This window comes from Arcicella sp. LKC2W (genome assembly GCF_034931005.1).
Taxonomy (GTDB): Bacteria; Bacteroidota; Bacteroidia; order Cytophagales; family Spirosomataceae; genus Arcicella.
This window is the reverse complement of the sequence record NZ_JAYGIN010000005.1, coordinates 54,325-73,740: the sequence shown is the minus strand read 5'-3', so window position 1 is coordinate 73,740 and position 19,416 is coordinate 54,325. Positions and strand designations below refer to the sequence as shown.

General features: G+C 35.7%; 14 protein-coding genes. 3 read left to right on the top strand and 11 right to left on the bottom strand.

What is annotated here, in order from left to right; all coding sequences use genetic code 11:
- Positions 1-123: 123 nt before the first annotated feature.
- From thrS to VB796_RS05440, 11 genes are all read right to left on the bottom strand, one after another.
- Positions 124-2,064 carry a threonine--tRNA ligase gene (gene thrS / locus VB796_RS05490; protein WP_323345513.1) on the bottom strand — a complete coding sequence of 647 codons (1,941 nt, stop codon included), beginning with the start codon at positions 2,062-2,064 and terminating at the stop codon, positions 124-126.
- An 88-nt stretch (positions 2,065-2,152) separates the two neighbouring features.
- Positions 2,153-3,307 carry a tetratricopeptide repeat protein gene (locus VB796_RS05485; RefSeq protein ID WP_323345512.1) on the bottom strand — a complete coding sequence of 385 codons (1,155 nt, stop codon included), beginning with the start codon at positions 3,305-3,307 and terminating at the stop codon, positions 2,153-2,155.
- A gap of 501 nt (positions 3,308-3,808) precedes the next feature.
- Positions 3,809-4,705 (bottom strand): class I SAM-dependent methyltransferase, encoded by an 897-nt coding sequence (locus VB796_RS05480; RefSeq protein WP_323345511.1) that lies wholly within the window; start codon positions 4,703-4,705, stop codon positions 3,809-3,811.
- A gap of 124 nt (positions 4,706-4,829) precedes the next feature.
- Positions 4,830-6,437: a hypothetical protein gene (locus tag VB796_RS05475; protein WP_323345510.1), complete on the bottom strand. Its 1,608-nt coding sequence runs from the start codon at positions 6,435-6,437 to the stop codon at positions 4,830-4,832.
- A gap of 36 nt (positions 6,438-6,473) precedes the next feature.
- Positions 6,474-6,881, bottom strand: a complete 408-nt coding sequence (locus VB796_RS05470; protein WP_323345509.1) for an EVE domain-containing protein — start codon at positions 6,879-6,881, stop codon at positions 6,474-6,476.
- Positions 6,882-6,946: 65 nt separating this feature from the next.
- On the bottom strand, positions 6,947-7,633 hold the full coding sequence (locus tag VB796_RS05465; protein ID WP_323345508.1) for an NAD-dependent deacylase: 687 nt from the start codon (positions 7,631-7,633) through the stop codon (positions 6,947-6,949).
- Positions 7,630-8,250 carry a Uma2 family endonuclease gene (locus VB796_RS05460; protein ID WP_323345507.1) on the bottom strand — a complete coding sequence of 207 codons (621 nt, stop codon included), beginning with the start codon at positions 8,248-8,250 and terminating at the stop codon, positions 7,630-7,632. Before VB796_RS05460 ends, VB796_RS05465 begins: the two co-directional genes overlap by 4 nt.
- A 173-nt stretch (positions 8,251-8,423) precedes the next feature.
- Positions 8,424-10,919 carry a type I DNA topoisomerase gene (gene topA, locus VB796_RS05455; protein ID WP_323345506.1) on the bottom strand — a complete coding sequence of 832 codons (2,496 nt, stop codon included), beginning with the start codon at positions 10,917-10,919 and terminating at the stop codon, positions 8,424-8,426.
- Between the two features lie 261 nt (positions 10,920-11,180).
- Positions 11,181-11,615, bottom strand: coding sequence for a KTSC domain-containing protein (locus tag VB796_RS05450; RefSeq protein WP_323345505.1), 435 nt, complete (start codon positions 11,613-11,615; stop codon positions 11,181-11,183).
- A 90-nt stretch (positions 11,616-11,705) separates the two neighbouring features.
- A complete protein-coding gene (locus VB796_RS05445; protein WP_323345504.1) occupies positions 11,706-12,524 on the bottom strand; it encodes a Cof-type HAD-IIB family hydrolase in 819 nt (272 codons plus the stop codon).
- 288 nt (positions 12,525-12,812) lie between these two features.
- Entirely contained in the window at positions 12,813-15,584 is a 2,772-nt protein-coding gene (locus tag VB796_RS05440) for a bifunctional aconitate hydratase 2/2-methylisocitrate dehydratase (protein ID WP_323345503.1), read from the bottom strand.
- A 422-nt stretch (positions 15,585-16,006) separates the two neighbouring features.
- Here VB796_RS05440 and VB796_RS05435 point away from each other — a divergent pair, with 422 nt between their 5' ends.
- From VB796_RS05435 to VB796_RS05425, 3 genes are all read left to right on the top strand, one after another.
- The gene (locus VB796_RS05435; RefSeq protein WP_323345502.1) at positions 16,007-18,274 is read left to right on the top strand and encodes an aconitate hydratase; all 2,268 of its coding nucleotides are present in this window, start codon (positions 16,007-16,009) and stop codon (positions 18,272-18,274) included.
- Between the two features lie 159 nt (positions 18,275-18,433).
- The gene (locus VB796_RS05430; RefSeq protein ID WP_323345501.1) at positions 18,434-18,856 is read left to right on the top strand and encodes a hypothetical protein; all 423 of its coding nucleotides are present in this window, start codon (positions 18,434-18,436) and stop codon (positions 18,854-18,856) included.
- A 93-nt stretch (positions 18,857-18,949) separates the two neighbouring features.
- Positions 18,950-19,414 carry a hypothetical protein gene (locus VB796_RS05425; RefSeq protein WP_323345500.1) on the top strand — a complete coding sequence of 155 codons (465 nt, stop codon included), beginning with the start codon at positions 18,950-18,952 and terminating at the stop codon, positions 19,412-19,414.
- The last annotated feature ends 2 nt before the right edge of the window (positions 19,415-19,416 follow it).

The following is a 19,416-nucleotide window of genomic DNA, read 5'->3' as shown; positions in this document are numbered from 1 at the left end:
ACATTTTTTTAGTTTCATTCGAAATCTAACTTAAAAAATGAAACTTTGCAAATTATTTTTATTAATTGACTCATGATAATTTAAAATGGATAATTGACCGCCAACTATCCATTTTAATGTGTCTTAATATTTTACAATATTTTTATTTACCTCTTCTTGAGCAATTTTAATAAACTCGTCAATTGGCATCATTCCTAAATCTCCTTCGCCTTTTTTACGAACTGAAACCATTCCTTGTTCCGATTCTTTTTCGCCTACAATTAACATGAACGGTAATTTATTAACTTCCGCATCACGGATTTTACGACCAATTTTTTCGTCTCTATGGTCAATATATCCTCTTAAATCTTGCTCTTGTAGTCTTAAAAATACTTCGTTTGCGTAATCTTCGTATTTCTCTGAAATTGGTAAAACTGCTAATTGTTCAGGAGAAAGCCACAATGGGAAATTACCAGCCGTATTTTCAATTAGAATAGCAATAAAACGCTCTAATGAACCAAATGGAGCTCTGTGAATCATGACAGGGCAATGTTTTTGATTATCTGAACCAGTATATTCCAATTCAAAACGTTGTGGCAATTGATAATCTACTTGAATTGTTCCTAACTGCCATTTACGTCCTAAAGCATCTTTCACCATGAAGTCTAATTTAGGGCCATAGAAAGCGGCTTCTCCTAATTCTACAACGGTTGGTAAACCTTTAGCGGCTGCCGATTTAATGATAGCGGCTTCTGCTTTATCCCAATCTTCGTCTTTCCCAATGTATTTTTCTTTATTTTCTGGGTCACGAAGTGAAATTTGAGCGGAGTAATTATCAAATCCTAAGGCTTTGAATACGTAAATTACTAAATCAATCACCTTCATAAATTCGTCCTCCACTTGGTCGGGGCGACAGAAAATATGTGCATCATCCTGAGTAAAGCCACGTACACGGGTCAAACCATGTAATTCACCTGATTGTTCATAACGGTAAACTGTTCCAAATTCTGCTAAACGCAAAGGCAAATCACGATACGAACGTGGTTTAGTCTTATAAATTTCGCAGTGGTGTGGGCAGTTCATCGGTTTCAAGAAAAACTCTTCACCTTCATCTGGTGTATGAATTGGTTGAAATGAATCTGCACCATATTTGGCATAGTGTCCTGAGGTCACATAAAGTTCCTTAGAAGCGATGTGCGGCGTGATGACAGGTGAATATCCTGCACGAACCTGAGCTCTACGAAGGAAATTTTCCAATCTTTCACGCAACATTGTTCCTTTCGGCAACCATAAAGGCAAGCCCATTCCCACTTTTTCAGAGAAAGCAAACAATTCTAATTCTTTCCCTAATTTACGGTGGTCACGGCGTTTTGCCTCTTCTAAAAGCGTCAAATATTCTTCTAATTCTTTTTGTTTAGGGAAAGTTACCGCATAAACACGTGTCATTTGCTTGCGGGAAATATCTCCACGCCAGTAAGCACCTGCAACGCTCATTAATTTAACCGCTTTAACAAATCCTGTGTTAGGAATATGTGGGCCACGACACAAATCGGTGAAGTTTCCTTGTTGATAAAAGGTAATTGAACCATCTTCAAGACCTTCAAGCAATTCTAATTTATATTCGTCACCTTTTTCTTCAAAATATTTTATAGCATCTTCTTTTGAAACGGCAGAACGAGAATATTCATTCTTCTGACGTGCCAATTCAAGCATTTTATCTTCAATTTTCTTAAATTCTTCCGAACTGAGGGTTTTCTCACCCATGTCGATGTCGTAATAAAATCCAGTTTCAATAGCAGGACCAATTCCGAATTTCGTTCCTGGATAAAGAGCTTCAATAGCTTCTGCCATTAAGTGAGCAGATGAATGCCAAAACGTGGCTTTTCCGTCTAAATCATTCCATGTAAGAAGTTGAAAATCAGAATCTTCATTAATTGGCAAAGAAGCATCTACTACTTTTCCATTTACTTTAGCGGCTAAGACATTACGAGCTAAACCTTCTGAAATACTGAGGGCAATGTCCATCCCAGTTGAACCCTGAGCATACTCTCTGACACTACCATCTGGTAATTTAATTTTAATCATTTTTTTTGTGTTTGTTTGAAGCGTTTTTGATTGAAAATCAGTGTTTTACAACTAACAATTCTTTCCAAATTCTTCAATAGTTTATAGTTTAATTAATTCCTTTCGACTGTATTGGTTTCAACAAATTAGTATCAACTTGTGACCTTTTAGGCATTTCAAATTTGGGAAAAGCAGCAGTGTCATACTTTAAATCAAAATTAGGTATATATTCTCCGTACAATTGTTTTCTTTGAGCCCTCGAAACTCCTCCTAATGCTCTATAATCTTGATTATTTTCAGCTAACATTTGATTATAATATTCTTCTGCTTTTTCATATTCACCTGTATATTCCAAACATTGTGCCACGTAATATCGAGCATCTGGATATTTAGGGTTGTGTTTGAAGGTTCTTTCAAAGTATGGCAACGCTAATTTGAAAGAACGAGTTTTAAAATAAATAATTCCAGCACTAAAACTTGCATCTACGAAATTAGTATCTAATATAATAGCTTTATTGTAACACTGTACAGCACTGTCAAACTTCCATGCACGCTGATATGTATTGCCTCTTTGAAAGTATAAGGAAGCACTTTTAGGGTGATATTTTAAGGCTTCATGACTATATAAAAGTGCCATATCATACTGTTTTAAATTGGTATGCACTTGAATCAATTTCAAATATGCAGGCAAAAAACTTGGCTTCAATCCAAGTGTTTGTTGATAGAGAGCTAAGGCAGTTATGGTATCAGCAGTTTTAGCAGCTATTTCACCTTGATAAAAATATGTTTCACCGTTATTAGGAGAAATTTGTAAAGCCTTTCGAAGATAAGACCTTGCCGTTCCGAATTGACGTAATTGCTGATATAAATCTCCTAAGAGCGTAAATAATTCGGGAGATTCAATATTTAACACCTCCGCTTTGGATGCTGCCTCTAAAGCTAATCTTGGCTCTCCAGATGCTCTAAGAATAAGAGCTTTTGCTTGAAAATAGTCGCCAACATTTGGTTTCAGTCCAATGGCATTATTTATATCTTCCAAAGCCTCTTTAATTTTCTCATTCTCTAACAACAGAAGCGAGCGTTTAAAGTAATTTGCGGAGCTGTTAGGAGTTGCATCTATCGCATCTGTCAAAAATGCGATAGCGGCTTCTCTACGAGCTTTTTCTGTTACCTCAGGAACAAGAGGAATTGTTATTCCTCTTTTAGATTCATTTATACATGAACTAAATAAAGTAACAAGGAAGCAAAATTTTATAAAAGACATTAAAAACCTATTCATTAATCAAAATTACAAAATGAATACAATTAAGTATTTGAGTTGGGCTATTTATTGAAGAATATTTTTGGGGCGAGTTCAATTTTATTTCATTTTGATTATTTTTTGTAAATAGTATGTTATTATTTTTGAAACAATTGATATTTCCTTTTGATAAATCAAAAATATAAGTAGCTTTGCATCAGAAGATTAACCACTATAAACACTGACCACAAATGAAAAAAATTTACTATTTTGTTATCTTTCTTGTTGTATTAAAAGCTCTTGAAGTTTTTGCTCAATAAGAAAGAGAAAAGGGTCAGGTATTATTTATCTGACCCTTTTTATTATAGAACCTGTTTAAACTTTCTGTTTTGAGATACAAAGTAGTGTATTTTTGAAGTCTTTAAACTGAAATTTTTGAAACATAGCAGAGCTACGTTGATAAAATTTTGATTTAAAGGATTCTAAAAGACTTAGTTTTAGCCGAAAGAGAAAGTTTAAACAGGTTCATATGCTTGCGAAACGATAAAAAACGCCTAAAGGTAGTTTTTTATCGAAGCTATCATTCAAATATAATTCGCCAAATTCATGGTTTTTCGACTGTTCAAAAGAGCATTTTATCAAATTCTCAACTATCAAGGACGAAAAGCCCATTGAATACATATTCAGAATCAAGAAATAGTTTTCCTTATCTAAAATTTGCGAAACCGTTTTCAATAATTCATTGATTTGTTCTTCTAAAATCCAACGTTCGCCATCTGGCCCACGTCCATACGCAGGTGGGTCAAGAATAATTCCGTTATAAGTATTCCCTCTTTTTGCTTCACGTTTCACAAACTTTAAGGCATCTTCAACCACCCAACGAATATTTTCTAAATTGCTGGCTTCCATATTTTCTCTCGACCATGAAATCACTTGTTTGATAGAATCAACGTGCGTAATATCTGCACCCGCTTGCTTAGAGGCAATTGATGCTCCACCTGTGTAAGCAAAAAGGTTTAGTATCTTTGGCGTTTTTACAGGTAGTTTCTTGATTTTATCTTGAATAAAATCCCAATTTGAAGCTTGTTCTGGAAAAATACCCACGTGTTTGAAAGACGACAACGCTAATTTAAAGTTCAAATCTAAATCAGCCGTTTTATAGTTCATAAACCAACGGTCTTCCATCCCTTTTTTCATAATCCACTCCCCTTTTTCCTGCGAGCCTTTTTCTTTTTTAAAGATGGCATTGGCAGTTCTCTCCCACTCCGACTCGGGCATAGACTTATCCCAAGCCGCCTGTGGTTCTGGGCGTCGAAGAATATATTTTCCAAATTTCTCTAATTTCTCAAACCCACCTGAATCAATCAATTGATATTCTTTCCAATTTTGTGGTGTTTGTAGTTGTATTGTCTCTTGTTGCATAATAAAAAATGGTCTTATAACCATTTAGCAAAGATAATTTTATTAAATGGCTTAACAAACAATAAAAGCCTCTAAACAAAATGTTTAGAGGCTTTTATCTACAATATCAAAACAGCGTGATACCCTAAAACGATACTTTATTCAAATAATATACATTTCTTCTACCACCTTCTTGGTCATTGCTAATTCTCTGATAACCAGAGGCTATGAAATAATTATTGTACCAAAAATCAATATTATCCGAAGTTGTTTGCTTGACTTTATCGCCTTCCAATTGGGTTTCAATAGGTCTTGGCTGAGTATTTTCAAGCACTTTTTCTGCTTTGATAATTTTTGTAAATATTTGCCCTTTATTACTATATGAAAGTGCTATTTCATCTCCTTTTATGGAAGCCTTTACTTTTTCAGTCAATTTTTGTTCTTTGACATCTTTCATTTCGATGCTATTATCCCACAAAAGATTCCCTTTTTCGTCAAATGCCGCTACAATTGCGTGGGTGTAAATCCAACCATCAAAGGCTTGAGAATTATTGTAGTTTCGATTTCCCCAACCCCACGGCGAATAGTATGAACTAAATGGCGAGTACAAACCATAATTGCCATAACCCCAACGATAAGGATTATAAAACGATGAATACGGACTTCCAAAGCTGTTCCAACCATTGCCAAAACCGTAGGGACTTGTATTGTTGTAACGGTAATTTGCATAAAAAGCTTCGGCAACCATGATGTATTTATCATCTTGTTTGACAATATCGTGAACTAACAAACGATAATCTAACCGCAAATCTTCTCCTTTTTCCTTTTTATCTTGAATTTTTCTCTCTTGCTTTTCACGCTGACGGTCAGACATAAAACTAAAGAAGTTCTTGAATTCTGTAAAACTATGAAATTTCACATCAACAGGTTCATTATCAATCAATTTCGAAAAATAAATCCCTTGTGAAGTTGGTCCTTTTGAAGAACCAATCGTGTTTTTGTGTCCATACGTTCCAAACATTACTTCGGTAGAATCAGAAACTAAACTCAGACGACCGTTCATCATGGCAAATTCATTTTCAGGATCCATCACAACTTGAGTAATCTGCTTTCCGTATTCATCAAATGACTTTAAAACCAATTGATAATTTTTACCACGAGTTCCAACAGCATAGGTAACATTAACCAATCCAGTTGTAGTATCTAATTCCATTGATTGAATTTCGGCTTGGTTTTTCAAAGCACTTGGTAAAATTTTCGTTTTGCGTTCCTGTAAATTCGTAAACAAAATAACTGGTTGAGCATTGACAACACCACCAATAAAAACGGACGAATTGAGTGCCTGAAAATCAGAAACTTCCATTCTATCAACCGACATAATTTGGTATTTCTCGATAAACCCTGGCCCAATGTTTACTTTCACAACTTCATAGACATTACTTCTGTATCGGCTAAAAAGCAAATACAGATTTTTACCATCATAAGCGTGTTTTACATAATCTAAACTTGCATCAATTGTACCGTTTACTACCCATAGACGGTCTAAATTAGTGTCATAACGAGTAAGGGTATAATTGGTTTTATTGAGTTGATTCAACACAAGTACACCTTGGTCATTGATAGGAATGGTAAACATTTCGGTGCTGTTGGTAGGCATCGGAATTTCAAGACGTTTTATGCTTTGGGCTTCTAAATAGAAACTCACAAACGATAAAACCAATAATAGTGTGTTGCGAATAAAAAGCGTTTTCATGGATTGATAATGGTTAATTTTCTGATTCAACTCAATTTAATCATGAGCTAAACCAAGAATAATATCAAATTCTTCGGGTTTGATAGCGGTGACAGACAACCTCATTTGTTTAATTAATCCAATGTCTTTCAATCTTTCATCGGCTTTAATTTGCTTGAGTGTTACTGTTTTAGGCAATTTTTCAACAGGAACTAAATCTACTACCACCCAACGATTATCTTCGGTTGTAGGGTCTTGATAAGCTTCTTGTACAACTTTTGCTAAACCTACAATTTCCAAACCTTCATTAGAATGATAGAAAAAAACTAAGTCGCCAACTTGCATAGCTTTCAGATTGTTCCGTGCTTGATAATTGCGAACACCGTCCCAAACACCTGTCCCTTGATTAACGAAATCATCCCAAGAATATTTGAAGGGTTCTGATTTTACGAGCCAATAATTCATTAGATTTTGATTAGAATTGATACAGATGATTATCTGTTCTTGTTTGATACAGACTAAAGTCTGTGTTACTTTACTAAAATTTCCCATAGTTTTTGAAGACCTTCACTTCCACCTGCTTCAATAAAAGTCATGGTTTCACTCAACGAAATATCTGGTTTCTTAGGGTCAATGATATAAATTGGCACTTTATTTCCTACATAATTTACCAAACTTGCCGCAGGATAAACTTGCATCGACGTACCCACAACCACAAAAATATCAGCCTCAGCAGATAACTCTACCGCATTCATTATTTCGGGGACATCTTCACCAAACCATACAATGTGCGGACGCATTTGCGTTCCGTCTTGTGCTTTTTCGCCCATTTCAATAGAACGATAACCAATATCATAGATTTTATTGACATCATTACAACCACGAGCTTGCGTAAGTTGTCCATGAAGATGAAGTACGTTTGTTGAACCTCCTCGTTCATGCAAATCATCAACATTTTGAGTGATAATTCGGACATTAAAATACTGTTCAAGCCGAGCTAAAATTTTATGTCCTTCATTTGGTAGGACAGTCGCTAATTGTTCACGACGTTCATTATAAAATCGTTGAACTAAAGCGGGGTCTTTTTGCCAACCTTGTGGAGTCGCAACGTCTTCAATAGAATGGTTTTCCCAAAGTCCATTTGAGTCTCTGAAAGTTGCGATACCACTTTCGGCAGAAATTCCTGCTCCAGTTAAAACTACTAATGTTTTTTTCATTTTTTCAAAAGGCTTAATTGAAATTCAAATCCCTCTAATACATTTTCGCCCGAAAGCGTTTTATCAAATCCAATTACTTTAGAAATCGTCCCGTCAATTCGATAAATAAATACTTCTTCAACTTTGGTATTTATCAACCAACCCAATTGAACACCATTCTCAATATATTCTTCCATTTTGAGCTGACATTCTTTTAAAGAATCGGTTTCAGACATTAATTCAACCACGAAATCGGGAGAAAGGGGAATATGCTTTTTTAATTCTTCTCGGGTTAATCTTTGATATTTTTCTTCCGAAAGCCAAGAAGCATCGGGCGAACGAACGGCTGAATTAGGTAGTTTGAAACCCGTTGATGAATCAAAAACATGACCTTCATGTTTTCTTTTCCAAATCATTAAATCAGCATTGAGTTCTGAATTAAGCTCTCCTGTAAGTCCTCCTGTTGGTGGCATAAAAATGATAGTTTTATCGGCATTTCGCTCGATTTTAAGGTGTTCATTATCTTGACAAAAATCAAAAAAGGCATCATCATCCATACTGAATCTTGAAAAATTCAATACTCGACTTTGATGGTCTTCACTCAGATTTTGGGTCATTTTTGAAATAGGATAAGTCATAGTTTTTGATTTCACCAAATTTACAAATTTATTTTACTGTAAAACAAAAAAAGACCACAGATGAAACAGATTAGAATAATTAACATCGAACATTATAAATATTATCCGTGAAAATCTGTACAATCTGTTTAATCTGTAGTCTAATTTTTTTCAATTACCGAAGTTCGGAAAATCTATTTCTTGCGTCCTCTCGCTGCTGGTGCAGGAGCTTCTTCGCCCAATCTAATACAATCTTCTAAAGTCAAATCAGCAGGAACCATATCTTTTGGAATTTTAACATTACGTTTTCCTATCTGAATATAAGGCCCATACATTCCGTTCAAGACTTTAATGGTATCATTTTCTGGAAATTCCTTTAAGAACTTATTGGCTTCGGCATTACGTTTTACATTGATAATTTCAACAGCACGGTCAAATGAGATACTTTCTAAACTCTCACCTCTTCCCAATGAATAGAATTTCCCTCCGTGTTTTACATAAGGTCCAAATCTACCTTTTCCAGATGTAATTGGTTCTCCTTCAAAAATTCCGATGGCACTACCAACATCAGCCTGACGTTTTTCAATCACAATTTCGATGGCACGTGCCTCTGTAACTGTAAATGGGTCTTCTGTGGGTGGCAAACTTGTATATTTATCATCGTGTTTGATGTAAGGTCCCATTTTACCAGCTCCAATAATCATTGGTTTATCTTCAAAGAAACCAACTTCACGAGGTAGTTTAGGTAATTCCATCAAAGCCAATGCTTCTTCCAAAGTAATAGTAGTTACTAATTGGTCTTTCTTCAAATTGAAAAATTGTGGTTTTTCTTCGTCCTTCGTCTTTTGTTCTCCTAACTGCACATAAGGTCCAAATTTACCAAGACGAACTGAAATTGGCTTACCTGTTTTGGGGTCAATACCTAAGTCACGAGAAGAACCGACGGTGTTACGGTCAACGCCTTTACTGTCTTCAATTGTTTGGTGAAATCCTTGATAGAAATTACCAATCATTTCCGACCATTCGATTTTTCCTTTGGCAATTTCGTCAAATTCATCTTCAACGTCTGCCGTAAATTTAAAATCGACAACATTTTTGAAATTATCAACCAAAAAATCATTCACAACCATTCCTACCGAAGTTGGGAATAATTTAGATTTTTCAGTACCGTAAGTTTCCTTATTTACTTTTTCGGTAATGGTATTATTTTTCAACACCATTTCTTTGAAAGAGCGTTCTTTTCCGTCTCTGTCTTCCTTAACCACATATTCACGTTTAATAATCGTTGAAATAGTGGGTGCATAAGTTGAAGGACGACCAACGCCTTTTTCTTCTAATGCTTTTACTAAACTTGCTTCTGTATATCTTGCGGGCGGACGTGAAAAACGCTCCGTACCTTTCATTAAGTCCAAATCCAAGATTTGACCAATATTTAAAGGCGGTAACATTTTAGAGTTTTCTTCGTCGTCTTCATCGTCTTTTCCTTCCAAATAAACTTTCAAGAATCCTTCAAACTTAATTACTTCACCTTGAGCAACTAAATCTTCTGATGTAGTTGAAATACTAACCGTTGCAGTTGTTCTTTCTAATTGAGCGTCAGCCATTTGAGAAGCAATGGCACGTTTCCAGATTAATTCGTACAAACGTTTTTCTTTCAAATCAGAACCCGCAGTATTCGCACTAAAATCAGTTGGACGAATGGCTTCGTGAGCTTCCTGTGCGTTTTCGTCTTTGGTTTTATAAACACGATTCTGCACAAATTCTGCTCCGTAAGCAGCCGTAATTGCCGCAGTTGCATTTTGAACAGCATCTTCCGAAAGACTTGTTGAGTCAGTTCTCATATACGAAATCTTACCTGCTTCATATAATTTCTGAGCGTAAGACATCGTTGATGCCACCGAATATCCCAATTTACGAGAGGCTTCTTGCTGTAAAGTTGAGGTTGTAAATGGTGGTGCTGGTGATTTCTTAGCAGGTTTGGTTTCTAAGTTTTTAATCTTAAATTCCGCTCCGATACATTTCTCTAAAAATGTTTTTGCTTGTGCCTCGGTTTCAAAGTTTTTTGGTAATTCTGCTTGTAAAACTTTTCCACCTTTCAAATTGAAAAGTGCAACAATTTTGAAAGAAGATTTTGAATCGAAATTCTCAATCTCACGTTCACGTTCTACCACAATTCTTACCGCTACCGATTGCACACGTCCTGCTGAAAGTCCTTTTTTTACTTTCGACCAAAGAACTGGCGATAATTCAAAGCCAATCAGACGGTCAAGCACACGACGAGCCTGTTGAGCATTTACTAAATCGACATCAATCGTTCTTGGATTCTGAATGGCATTTTGAATGGCTTTTTTCGTAATCTCTCTAAAAACAATTCTTTTGGTATTGTCCGCTAATCCCAAAGCCTCTTTCAAGTGCCAAGAGATGGATTCTCCCTCACGGTCATCATCGGTTGCGAGCCAGACTTCATCAGAAGATTTTGCAAGAGCTTTTAATTCGTTGACAACTTTTATTTTCTCAGGTGAGATTATATAAGTAGGTTTAAAGCCATTTTTTATATCAATAGCATCATTTTCTTTCGGTAAATCTCGCACGTGACCATACGAAGATTTTACCGTAAAATCCTTCCCTAAATACCCCTCAATGGTCTTTGCCTTTGCAGGGGATTCCACTATTACTAAGTTTTTCGACATATCTTGTTCAAAGGTAACTTGGTGTTACAACCATCAAATATAGAAAATCATTTGTATAAAAACCGAATCTCTACTTTAGTTTTAACTCAAATTTTACGCCAAGAGTTTAAAATTAAATCATTTTTTAGAAAGGAACGGTCTGATAGTTAGGCAAGTGATAGGAATTTTGTAAGATATATTTTCATAAAAATAAACTTTCAAAATTACCTGCTCGGAAACTAAAATTGCCAACTTTTACAAGTTGGCAATTCAGGATAATCATTATTTACTTACATTTCTAAAAGTAAATGAATTATAAATATGTCTTTTCGCAAAACGAGCTACTGACGGAGCATTTACAAATTTCACATACGTATTTTCAGGAACACCAAAGTATTCATAAACAACATTATCAGGAAAAACGATTTTTAATCTTCCTTCCTTATATTCAAAATCTTCGATGATTGACGCAGATATTGTTTTTGTATATTCTTCCAAATTAGCCGCATGGGTTTCTGGTGCAATACTTACCAATAAATCGTATGCTTCAATAATAACTTTACTTTTAATAGCCGCTTCTTCTTTTTTGGCTTCGTCATCTTGAATTTTGTCAGGATGCCATTCTTTAATTAAATTTCTATAAGTCTTTTTCAACTCGGCAAGTTCGGTTGTTTTGGTTGCCCCAAATAATGCTCTGTACGATGTAATCTTTTTCATGAATTTGTTTAATATATTCGTAACCGCACCAACACTTGCTAATGCTTTTTAATTATTCAAAACTGGCGAATGCTATTCGCCACTACTTTATTATACTTCTTCCCCATTCACAATGAAACGCTCAATAACCTCCGCAACACCATCATTATTATTGGAAGCGACAATTACATTGGCACGTTCACGCAATTCAGGCTCAACATTATCTACCCAAACGCCCAAACCTGCGTATTCAATCATGGTTAAATCGTTATAAGCATTTCCAACCGCAATAATTTCGGAAGCATTAATATTTAAAGTTGAGGCTAATCTTGCTAAACTGGCTGCTTTATCAATGCCTGATTGCATGATTTCTAAGAAAAATGGCTTTGACGTCGTGATACTTTTATGAGAAGACATTTCTGCTTGTAATTGCTCACTAACAACCTTTAGATAAGACGGTTCAGCCAACATGATACATTTTACGGAAGATTGATTGACAGCTTCTTTAAAATTATCAACTCGTCTCAATGGCATTCCAGTGATATGAACTTCTAAATCAATATATTCAGAATCATTTTCGGTAACAATTGCCCCATCAAAATAAGTAATAATGTGAACATTGTTGGCAACACTAAAATCGTATAATTGATGAATGTGTTCTTTTGAAATACTTTGCTCAAATAAAACCTGTTCCGACTTCATTTCAATGATTTGTCCACCATTATACGCTAAAATGTAAGATTCATTGGTGTGCAGATTCAAATCCTTAGCGTAATTAATCATAGCGGGTGTTGGTCGCCCAGAAGCCAAAACTACGTAAACACCCAACTCTTGGGCTTTGTGAATCATGGCTTTATTTTTATCGGAAATTTGGTGGTCGTCAGTCAACAAGGTGTCATCCATATCCAACACCAACATTTTATACTTCATAATCTTTTTTTTCACAAAGGTACTTGCGAAAATCTGAAGTCGTTGAATTTGAGAAGAATATGCTTAAAAACTCGAAAATTTGATTTTAAAATCATAAAAAAAACTCAAAAAGTACAGTTTTAAAAAACACATTGAACCATAAAACCTTGTCCGATGGATATTGGATAACTAACAAGTTTCTGGAATAAAACCCAACCACTCATACATCAACCTATGTTGAAAACCTTTAAATAGCAAAAAAGCCTGAGCAAAAACTCAGGCTTTTTCATGGTAAACTATCGACTTATATTACTTCACCAACTTAATGTGTGATGGAGAAAACTTAGTCAAGTTAATTCCTTCTACTGCTTTCACATATTCTTCGATAGTTGGAGTTCTACCAAGAACCGTAGAAAGTACCACTACTGGCGTAGATGAAAGTAAAGATTCGCCTTTTTTAGCGTCTGTATCTTCCACAACTCTACCTTGGAACAAACGAGTAGAAGTAGCCATTACGGTATCACCTTTTGCAGCTTTTTCTTGGTTACCCATACAAAGGTTACAACCAGGACGTTCTAAGTATAACATTTTTTCGTATTCTGTACGTGCAGCTCCTTTAGGTGCATTATCATCAAACTCAAAACCTGAGTATTTCTGTAATACTTCCCAATCACCTTCTGCTTTCAATTCATCAACGATGTTGTAAGTTGGAGGAGCAACTACAAGTGGTGCTTTAAACTCAACTTTGCCATTTTGTGCTTCGATGTTTTTCAACATTTGAGCCAAAATTTTCATATCACCTTTGTGAACCATACAAGAACCGATAAAGCCAAGGTCAACTTTTTTGTCGCCACCGTAGTAAGACAACGGTCTGATAGTATCGTGCGTATATCTTTTTGAAACGTCAGCGTTGTTTACGTCTGGGTCAGCAATCATTGGTTCAGCAATTAAATCTAAATCAACAACAACTTCAGCGTAATATTTAGCGTTAGCATCTGGTCTAAGAGCTGTTTTTTCTCCTGATTGAATTTCAGCAATTCTCTTATTAGCCTTGTCAATCAATCCTTGAAGCACTTGGCTTTTATTATCCATGCCTTTGTCAATCATAATCTGGATTCTGCTTTTTGCAATTTCCAATGACTCGATTAACGTAGCATCTTCTGAAATACAGATTGACGCTTTTGCTTTCATTTCCGCAGACCAGTCTGTAAATGTAAAGGCTTGGTCAGCAGTAAGTGTACCAATATGAACCTCAATAATTCTACCTTGGAATACGTTTTCGCCACCAAATTGTTGAAGCATTTGTGCTTGCGTAGCGTGAACAACATCACGGAAATCCATGTATTCTTTCATAGCACCTTTGAAGGTAACTTTTACAGAATCTGGAATTGGCATTGAAGCCTCACCCGTAGCAAGAGCCAAAGCAACTGTACCTGAGTCAGCACCAAACGCAACACCTTTAGACATACGTGTATGCGAGTCACCACCGATGATAATTGCCCAATCGTCAATCGTAATATCATTCAATACTTTGTGAATTACGTCAGTCATTGAGTGATAAACACCTTTAGGGTCACGAGCAGTAATCAAACCAAATTCGTTCATGAATTTCATCAACTTTGGAATGTTAGCTTGTGCTTTTTTATCCCAAACTGAAGCTGTGTGACAACCTGATTGGTAAGCACCATCAACAGAAGTAGAGATAGTTGTTGCTGCCATTGATTCTAATTCCTGAGCAGTCATCAAACCCGTAGTATCTTGTGACCCTACGATGTTTACGATAACACGAACATCAGAACCTGCGTGCAATGTTTTGCCCGGTGTTGCACCTACTGCATTTCTGTTGAAGATTTTTTCAACTGCCGTAAGTCCTTGACCTTCAATAGATACTTCTTTAGATGGAGCAAATACTGGAGCAATATCAATACCTAACAATTGAGAAGCGAACGTCTGGATTTTTTTACCAAATACAATAGCATAAGAGCCTCCTGCTTTGATAAATTCCATTTTTTGCGGCGTGAATGATTTAGAAATATCAATCAACTCTTGCTCGCCATTATATAATTTTTTCGTTTTTGTATTAATCGTAAGAACAGTACCTGTTTCTACTGAGTAAGTATGCTCAAGGATTGGTTCATTATTTTCATCACGAACAATTTTACCTTCTGCATCAACTTTTTTCACCCAGTTTTTAAGGTCAATTCCAATACCGCCTGTTACATCAACCGTTGTAAGGAAGATTGGAGAAATACCGTTAGTTCCACCAACAATTGGAGCATAATTTACAAACGGAACATAAGGACTTGCTTGCTTACCTGTCCAAAGTGCCACGTTATTTACCCCTGACATTCTTGAAGAACCTACTCCCATTGTTCCTTTTTCAGCAATTAACATCACTGATTTATCTGGGTGTTGAGCTTTCAATGCTTCGATTTCAGCCTGAGCAGCAGGAGAAATCATACATTTTCCGTGCAATTCACGGTCAGAACGAGAGTGTGCTTGGTTACCTGGAGAAAGTAAATCTGTTGAAATATCGCCTTCGCCTGCAATAAACGTAACTACTTTAATTTCTTCAGCTACTTCTGGAAGTTTTGTAAAAAACTCAGCTTTTGCATAACTTTCAATGATTTCTTTTGCTGTTGCGTTACCGCTATTGAAAGCATCTTTAAGGCGTTGTAAATCAGCATCGTATAAATAAACTTGAGTTTTTAATACATCTCCTGCTTTTTTAGCAATATCAGCATCAGCACCTAAAGCTAAATCTAATAATACTTCGATTGAAGGTCCACCTTTCATGTGCGACAACAATTCAAAAGCATAATCAGGCGTGATTTCATTTACAACTGACTGCCCAAGAGCGATTTCTTTTAAAAACTTAGCCTTTGCACCAGCCGCAGGTGTAGTTCCTGGCAAAGTGTTGTATATGAAAAATTGAAGTGAATCTGCACGATTTGCATTGTTCAAATCTTTAATTTGCTCAATGATTTCGCTTACCAATTCAGCACTATCAATTGGCTTAGGATGAAGTCCTTGTGTTTTTCTTTCTTCGATTTCTTTAAGGTAATCGTTATAAAAGTTCATATTAAATTATTTACAGTTATTTTAGTAATTTTCCTTGAATAATTTCATTCACAACAATCTTTATTTTAATTTAAAATTAAGTTTTTCTGTGAAAAAATTGTCTTACAAATTTATACAAAGCAGGCTCGATTTAAAAATTTTTTAAAGAATAGACGTTTTTAGCATATATTTTCTTTGTTTTGTTTTATTTTTAATTGTGTTATTATACAATTTTCACGGCAATCACAAGATTTAACCCATTTTACAAACCGTATCAACTTAAATATACAATTCTTTCAGTTTACAGACGTTCAAAGCAAAACGAAGAACCTAAAAGAAAAGCAACTTGTTGTAAATATAAAGACAATGAACAATTATTGATAAACCAATTTATTGTTCTTTAAAATTATAAAACTTCACAAACTATTAACTAATAACATATCATGGCTTTTGACATAGAAATGATTAAGGCGGTTTACGAGAGAATGCCTGCACGAATTGAAACAGCTCGTAAATTAGTGGGCAGACCGCTTACTTTGACCGAAAAAATCCTTTATTCTCATTTATGGGAAGGAACTCCAACAACGACATTTGAAAGAGGTAAATCTTACGTGGATTTCGCTCCCGACCGTGTAGCTATGCAAGATGCAACGGCTCAAATGGCTCTTTTGCAATTTATGCAAGCAGGTCGCCCGCAAGTGGCTGTTCCTTCAACGGTTCACTGCGACCACCTAATTGAGGCTAAAATTGAATCAAAAACAGACCTTTCTGTGGCGGTTGATAAAAACAAAGAAGTTTATGATTTCCTTTCATCGGTTTCAGATAAATACGGTTTAGGCTTCTGGAAACCTGGGGCGGGTATCATTCACCAAGTGGTTTTAGAAAACTATGCTTTTCCTGGAGGAATGATGATTGGCACGGACTCGCACACAGTAAATGCAGGCGGTTTGGGAATGATTGCCATCGGTGTGGGTGGTGCTGATGCCTGCGACGTAATGGCAGGTTTAGCATGGGAATTGAAATTTCCGAAGTTAATCGGGGTAAAATTGACAGGTAAATTAAATGGTTGGACTTCTGCAAAGGATGTTATTTTAAAGGTTGCAGGTATTTTAACCGTAAAAGGTGGAACTGGTGCGGTGGTTGAATATTTCGGTGAAGGTATTACGTCAATGTCTTGTACAGGAAAAGGAACAATTGCTAATATGGGGGCTGAAATCGGTGCTACGACTTCAACTTTTGGTTATGATGATTCAATGGCTCGTTATTTACAAGCAACAGGACGTGCGGAAGTAGCAGCTTTAGCAGATGAAATCCGTGAGCATTTAACGGCCGACCCAGAAGTATATGCAGACCCATCATCTTATTTCGACCAAGTAATTGAAATTGATTTAGATACCTTAGAACCACACTTAAATGGTCCTTTCACGCCCGATTTAGCCACTCCTATTTCTAAAATGAAAGAATTAGCGGAGAAAAATGGTTGGCCTACAAAAGTAGAAGTTGGTTTAATTGGCTCATGCACCAACTCATCTTACGAAGATATTTCTCGTGCTGCTTCATTGGCTCGTCAAGTAGCTGCGAAAGGTTTGAAAACAAAAGCACAATATACTGTAACACCTGGTTCTGAATTAGTCCGTTATACCATCGAGCGAGACGGATTTATTGAAACTTTTGAATCTATCGGTGGAAAAGTATTCGCTAATGCTTGTGGGCCATGTATCGGTCAGTGGGCAAGAGCAGGTGCTGAAAAAGCAGAAAAAAACACCATCGTCCACTCTTTCAACCGTAATTTCGCTAAACGTGCCGACGGAAATCCAAATACGTATGCTTTTGTAGGCTCACCAGAAATCGTAACAGCTTTAGCGATTGCAGGAGATTTGACTTTCAATCCTTTAACGGACTATTTGATTAACGAAGCTGGCGAAAAAGTAAAATTAGACGCTCCTAAGGGTGATGAGTTACCAACGAAAGGATTCGCTGTGGAAGATGCTGGCTACCAAGCTCCTGCGGAAGATGGTTCTGCCGTTGAAGTAAAAGTTTCTCCAACGTCTGACCGTCTTCAATTATTAGACCCATTTGCGGCTTGGGAAGGTACCGACTTAGTTGGTTTGAAATTATTAATCAAAGCAAAAGGGAAATGTACAACTGACCATATCTCAATGGCGGGGCCTTGGTTGAAATACCGTGGACACTTGGATAACATTTCTAATAATATGCTGATTGGAGCGGTGAACTTTGCTAACGATAAAACTGACAACGTTAAAAACCAGTTAACGGGTGAATATGGCCCTGTTCCTGCTACCCAACGTGCGTACAAAGCAGCGGGTATTGGTTCAATTGTGGTGGGTGATCAAAACTACGGCGAAGGTTCATCTCGTGAACACGCTGCGATGGAACCACGTTTCTTAGGAGTGCGTGCAGTTTTAGTAAAATCATTTGCTCGTATTCACGAAACGAATTTGAAAAAACAAGGTATGTTAGCCTTAACTTTCGCTAACGAAGCAGATTACGACAAAATCCAAGAAGACGATTCTATCGACATCAAAGGATTAGCGACATTTGCCCCAAATACACCTTTGACGATAGTTTTAAACCATGCAGATGGAACTTCGGAGGAAATTTTAGCAAATCATACTTACAACGACCAACAAGTAGAATGGTTCAAAGCAGGTGGTGCTTTGAATATTATTCGTGCTAATGTTGGGAAGTAGTTTTGATGTTAGTTTTTCGATTTTGGAAATATACGAAAAATGCCCTTGACGGAAGTTTAGGGCATTTTTTTGTTTAGGTAAAATAAAGCTTTCATTCTTTTGGGTTTACATAAAAGAGTTCTATATTTAGAATCAAGGAGTTTTTTAATAACCTAATAAATGAAAGAATTCATAATTTATATTATTTACAGAGTATATAGATATTATTCAAAAAATAACAATGATTTAGTTAATGCTAAAGTACAATCTTTTTTCGTCTTATTGACATTTCTTTTTCTCTACACATCACCTATTGTATTTTATATTTCATCCAAATCAGGGGCTATCAAATACTGGGATGATGATACATATTTTCTCGAAAGAAGAGTCTCAATAGCAATGGTTATGATAGTATTATCAGGAATATTCTTCTGGATTTATAGAATGAAAATAGATTCAATTCGTAAATATTTTGATTATTTTGATAGAGAATTTGATAAAAAAACTCATAAAGAGTACACAAAGTATGTTGTAATTGTGGGAATCTGTGCAGTTATCTGGCTATTTTTAAGCATGATTGTCATTGGAAAACTTACAAAATAATTTCCAATCCATTGAAAAACAAAAAAGCTCTTAAATCAATTTTTAGGCGCTTTTTTTGTAAATTTAATTTTCTATAAAAATTTAAACTCAACTATGAAAGCTAAAATCGCTACTACCCTATTCATTTTTATTACGTTAATCACAGGATGTAATTTAACAGATGACAAATCACAGGCTTCTTTTATCGAATTAGAAAAGACAATTGATACACTCGAATTGAACAAAAAATTTAAGATTAAAGAAATCAAGATTGCCGATTTTACTCTATCTGATACCATTGCTATTCATAATTTTCCCAATAAACCCCAATTGAAAACCAGAAAGTTAAGAGCCGATTACAAGTTGAAAATTACTGGAGAAGATAGTAATTTCATGGCTAAAGCAATTGTTACGAGTAGCGATAGTCTCAATTGGGAAGTAAAGCAATTGATTGTCACCGAGCGACAGAAAACGGATTCTTCCAAAAAAGAAACAAACTATATTTGGGATTTAGTCAAAGGTTCAAAAAAGCAATATGATTTATCTCATCAAGTGAAAATTGAACAGTACAATAATTGAGA

Excerpts from the sequence above, each read along its gene's own strand:
- VB796_RS05440 (WP_323345503.1), bottom strand. The coding sequence starts at position 15,584 with ATGAACTTTTATAACGATTACCTTAAAGAAATCGAAGAAAGAAAAACA.
- VB796_RS05445 (WP_323345504.1), bottom strand. The coding sequence starts at position 12,524 with ATGAAGTATAAAATGTTGGTGTTGGATATGGATGACACCTTGTTGACT.
- topA (WP_323345506.1), bottom strand. The coding sequence starts at position 10,919 with ATGTCGAAAAACTTAGTAATAGTGGAATCCCCTGCAAAGGCAAAGACC.
- VB796_RS05460 (WP_323345507.1), bottom strand. The coding sequence starts at position 8,250 with ATGACTTATCCTATTTCAAAAATGACCCAAAATCTGAGTGAAGACCAT.
- VB796_RS05485 (WP_323345512.1), bottom strand. The coding sequence starts at position 3,307 with ATGTCTTTTATAAAATTTTGCTTCCTTGTTACTTTATTTAGTTCATGT.
- VB796_RS05470 (WP_323345509.1), bottom strand. The coding sequence starts at position 6,881 with ATGAATTATTGGCTCGTAAAATCAGAACCCTTCAAATATTCTTGGGAT.
- VB796_RS05450 (WP_323345505.1), bottom strand. The coding sequence starts at position 11,615 with ATGAAAAAGATTACATCGTACAGAGCATTATTTGGGGCAACCAAAACA.
- VB796_RS05475 (WP_323345510.1), bottom strand. The coding sequence starts at position 6,437 with ATGAAAACGCTTTTTATTCGCAACACACTATTATTGGTTTTATCGTTT.
- VB796_RS05465 (WP_323345508.1), bottom strand. The coding sequence starts at position 7,633 with ATGAAAAAAACATTAGTAGTTTTAACTGGAGCAGGAATTTCTGCCGAA.
- VB796_RS05430 (WP_323345501.1), top strand. The coding sequence starts at position 18,434 with ATGAAAGAATTCATAATTTATATTATTTACAGAGTATATAGATATTAT.
- VB796_RS05435 (WP_323345502.1), top strand. The coding sequence starts at position 16,007 with ATGGCTTTTGACATAGAAATGATTAAGGCGGTTTACGAGAGAATGCCT.
- VB796_RS05425 (WP_323345500.1), top strand. The coding sequence starts at position 18,950 with ATGAAAGCTAAAATCGCTACTACCCTATTCATTTTTATTACGTTAATC.
- thrS (WP_323345513.1), bottom strand. The coding sequence starts at position 2,064 with ATGATTAAAATTAAATTACCAGATGGTAGTGTCAGAGAGTATGCTCAG.
- VB796_RS05480 (WP_323345511.1), bottom strand. The coding sequence starts at position 4,705 with ATGCAACAAGAGACAATACAACTACAAACACCACAAAATTGGAAAGAA.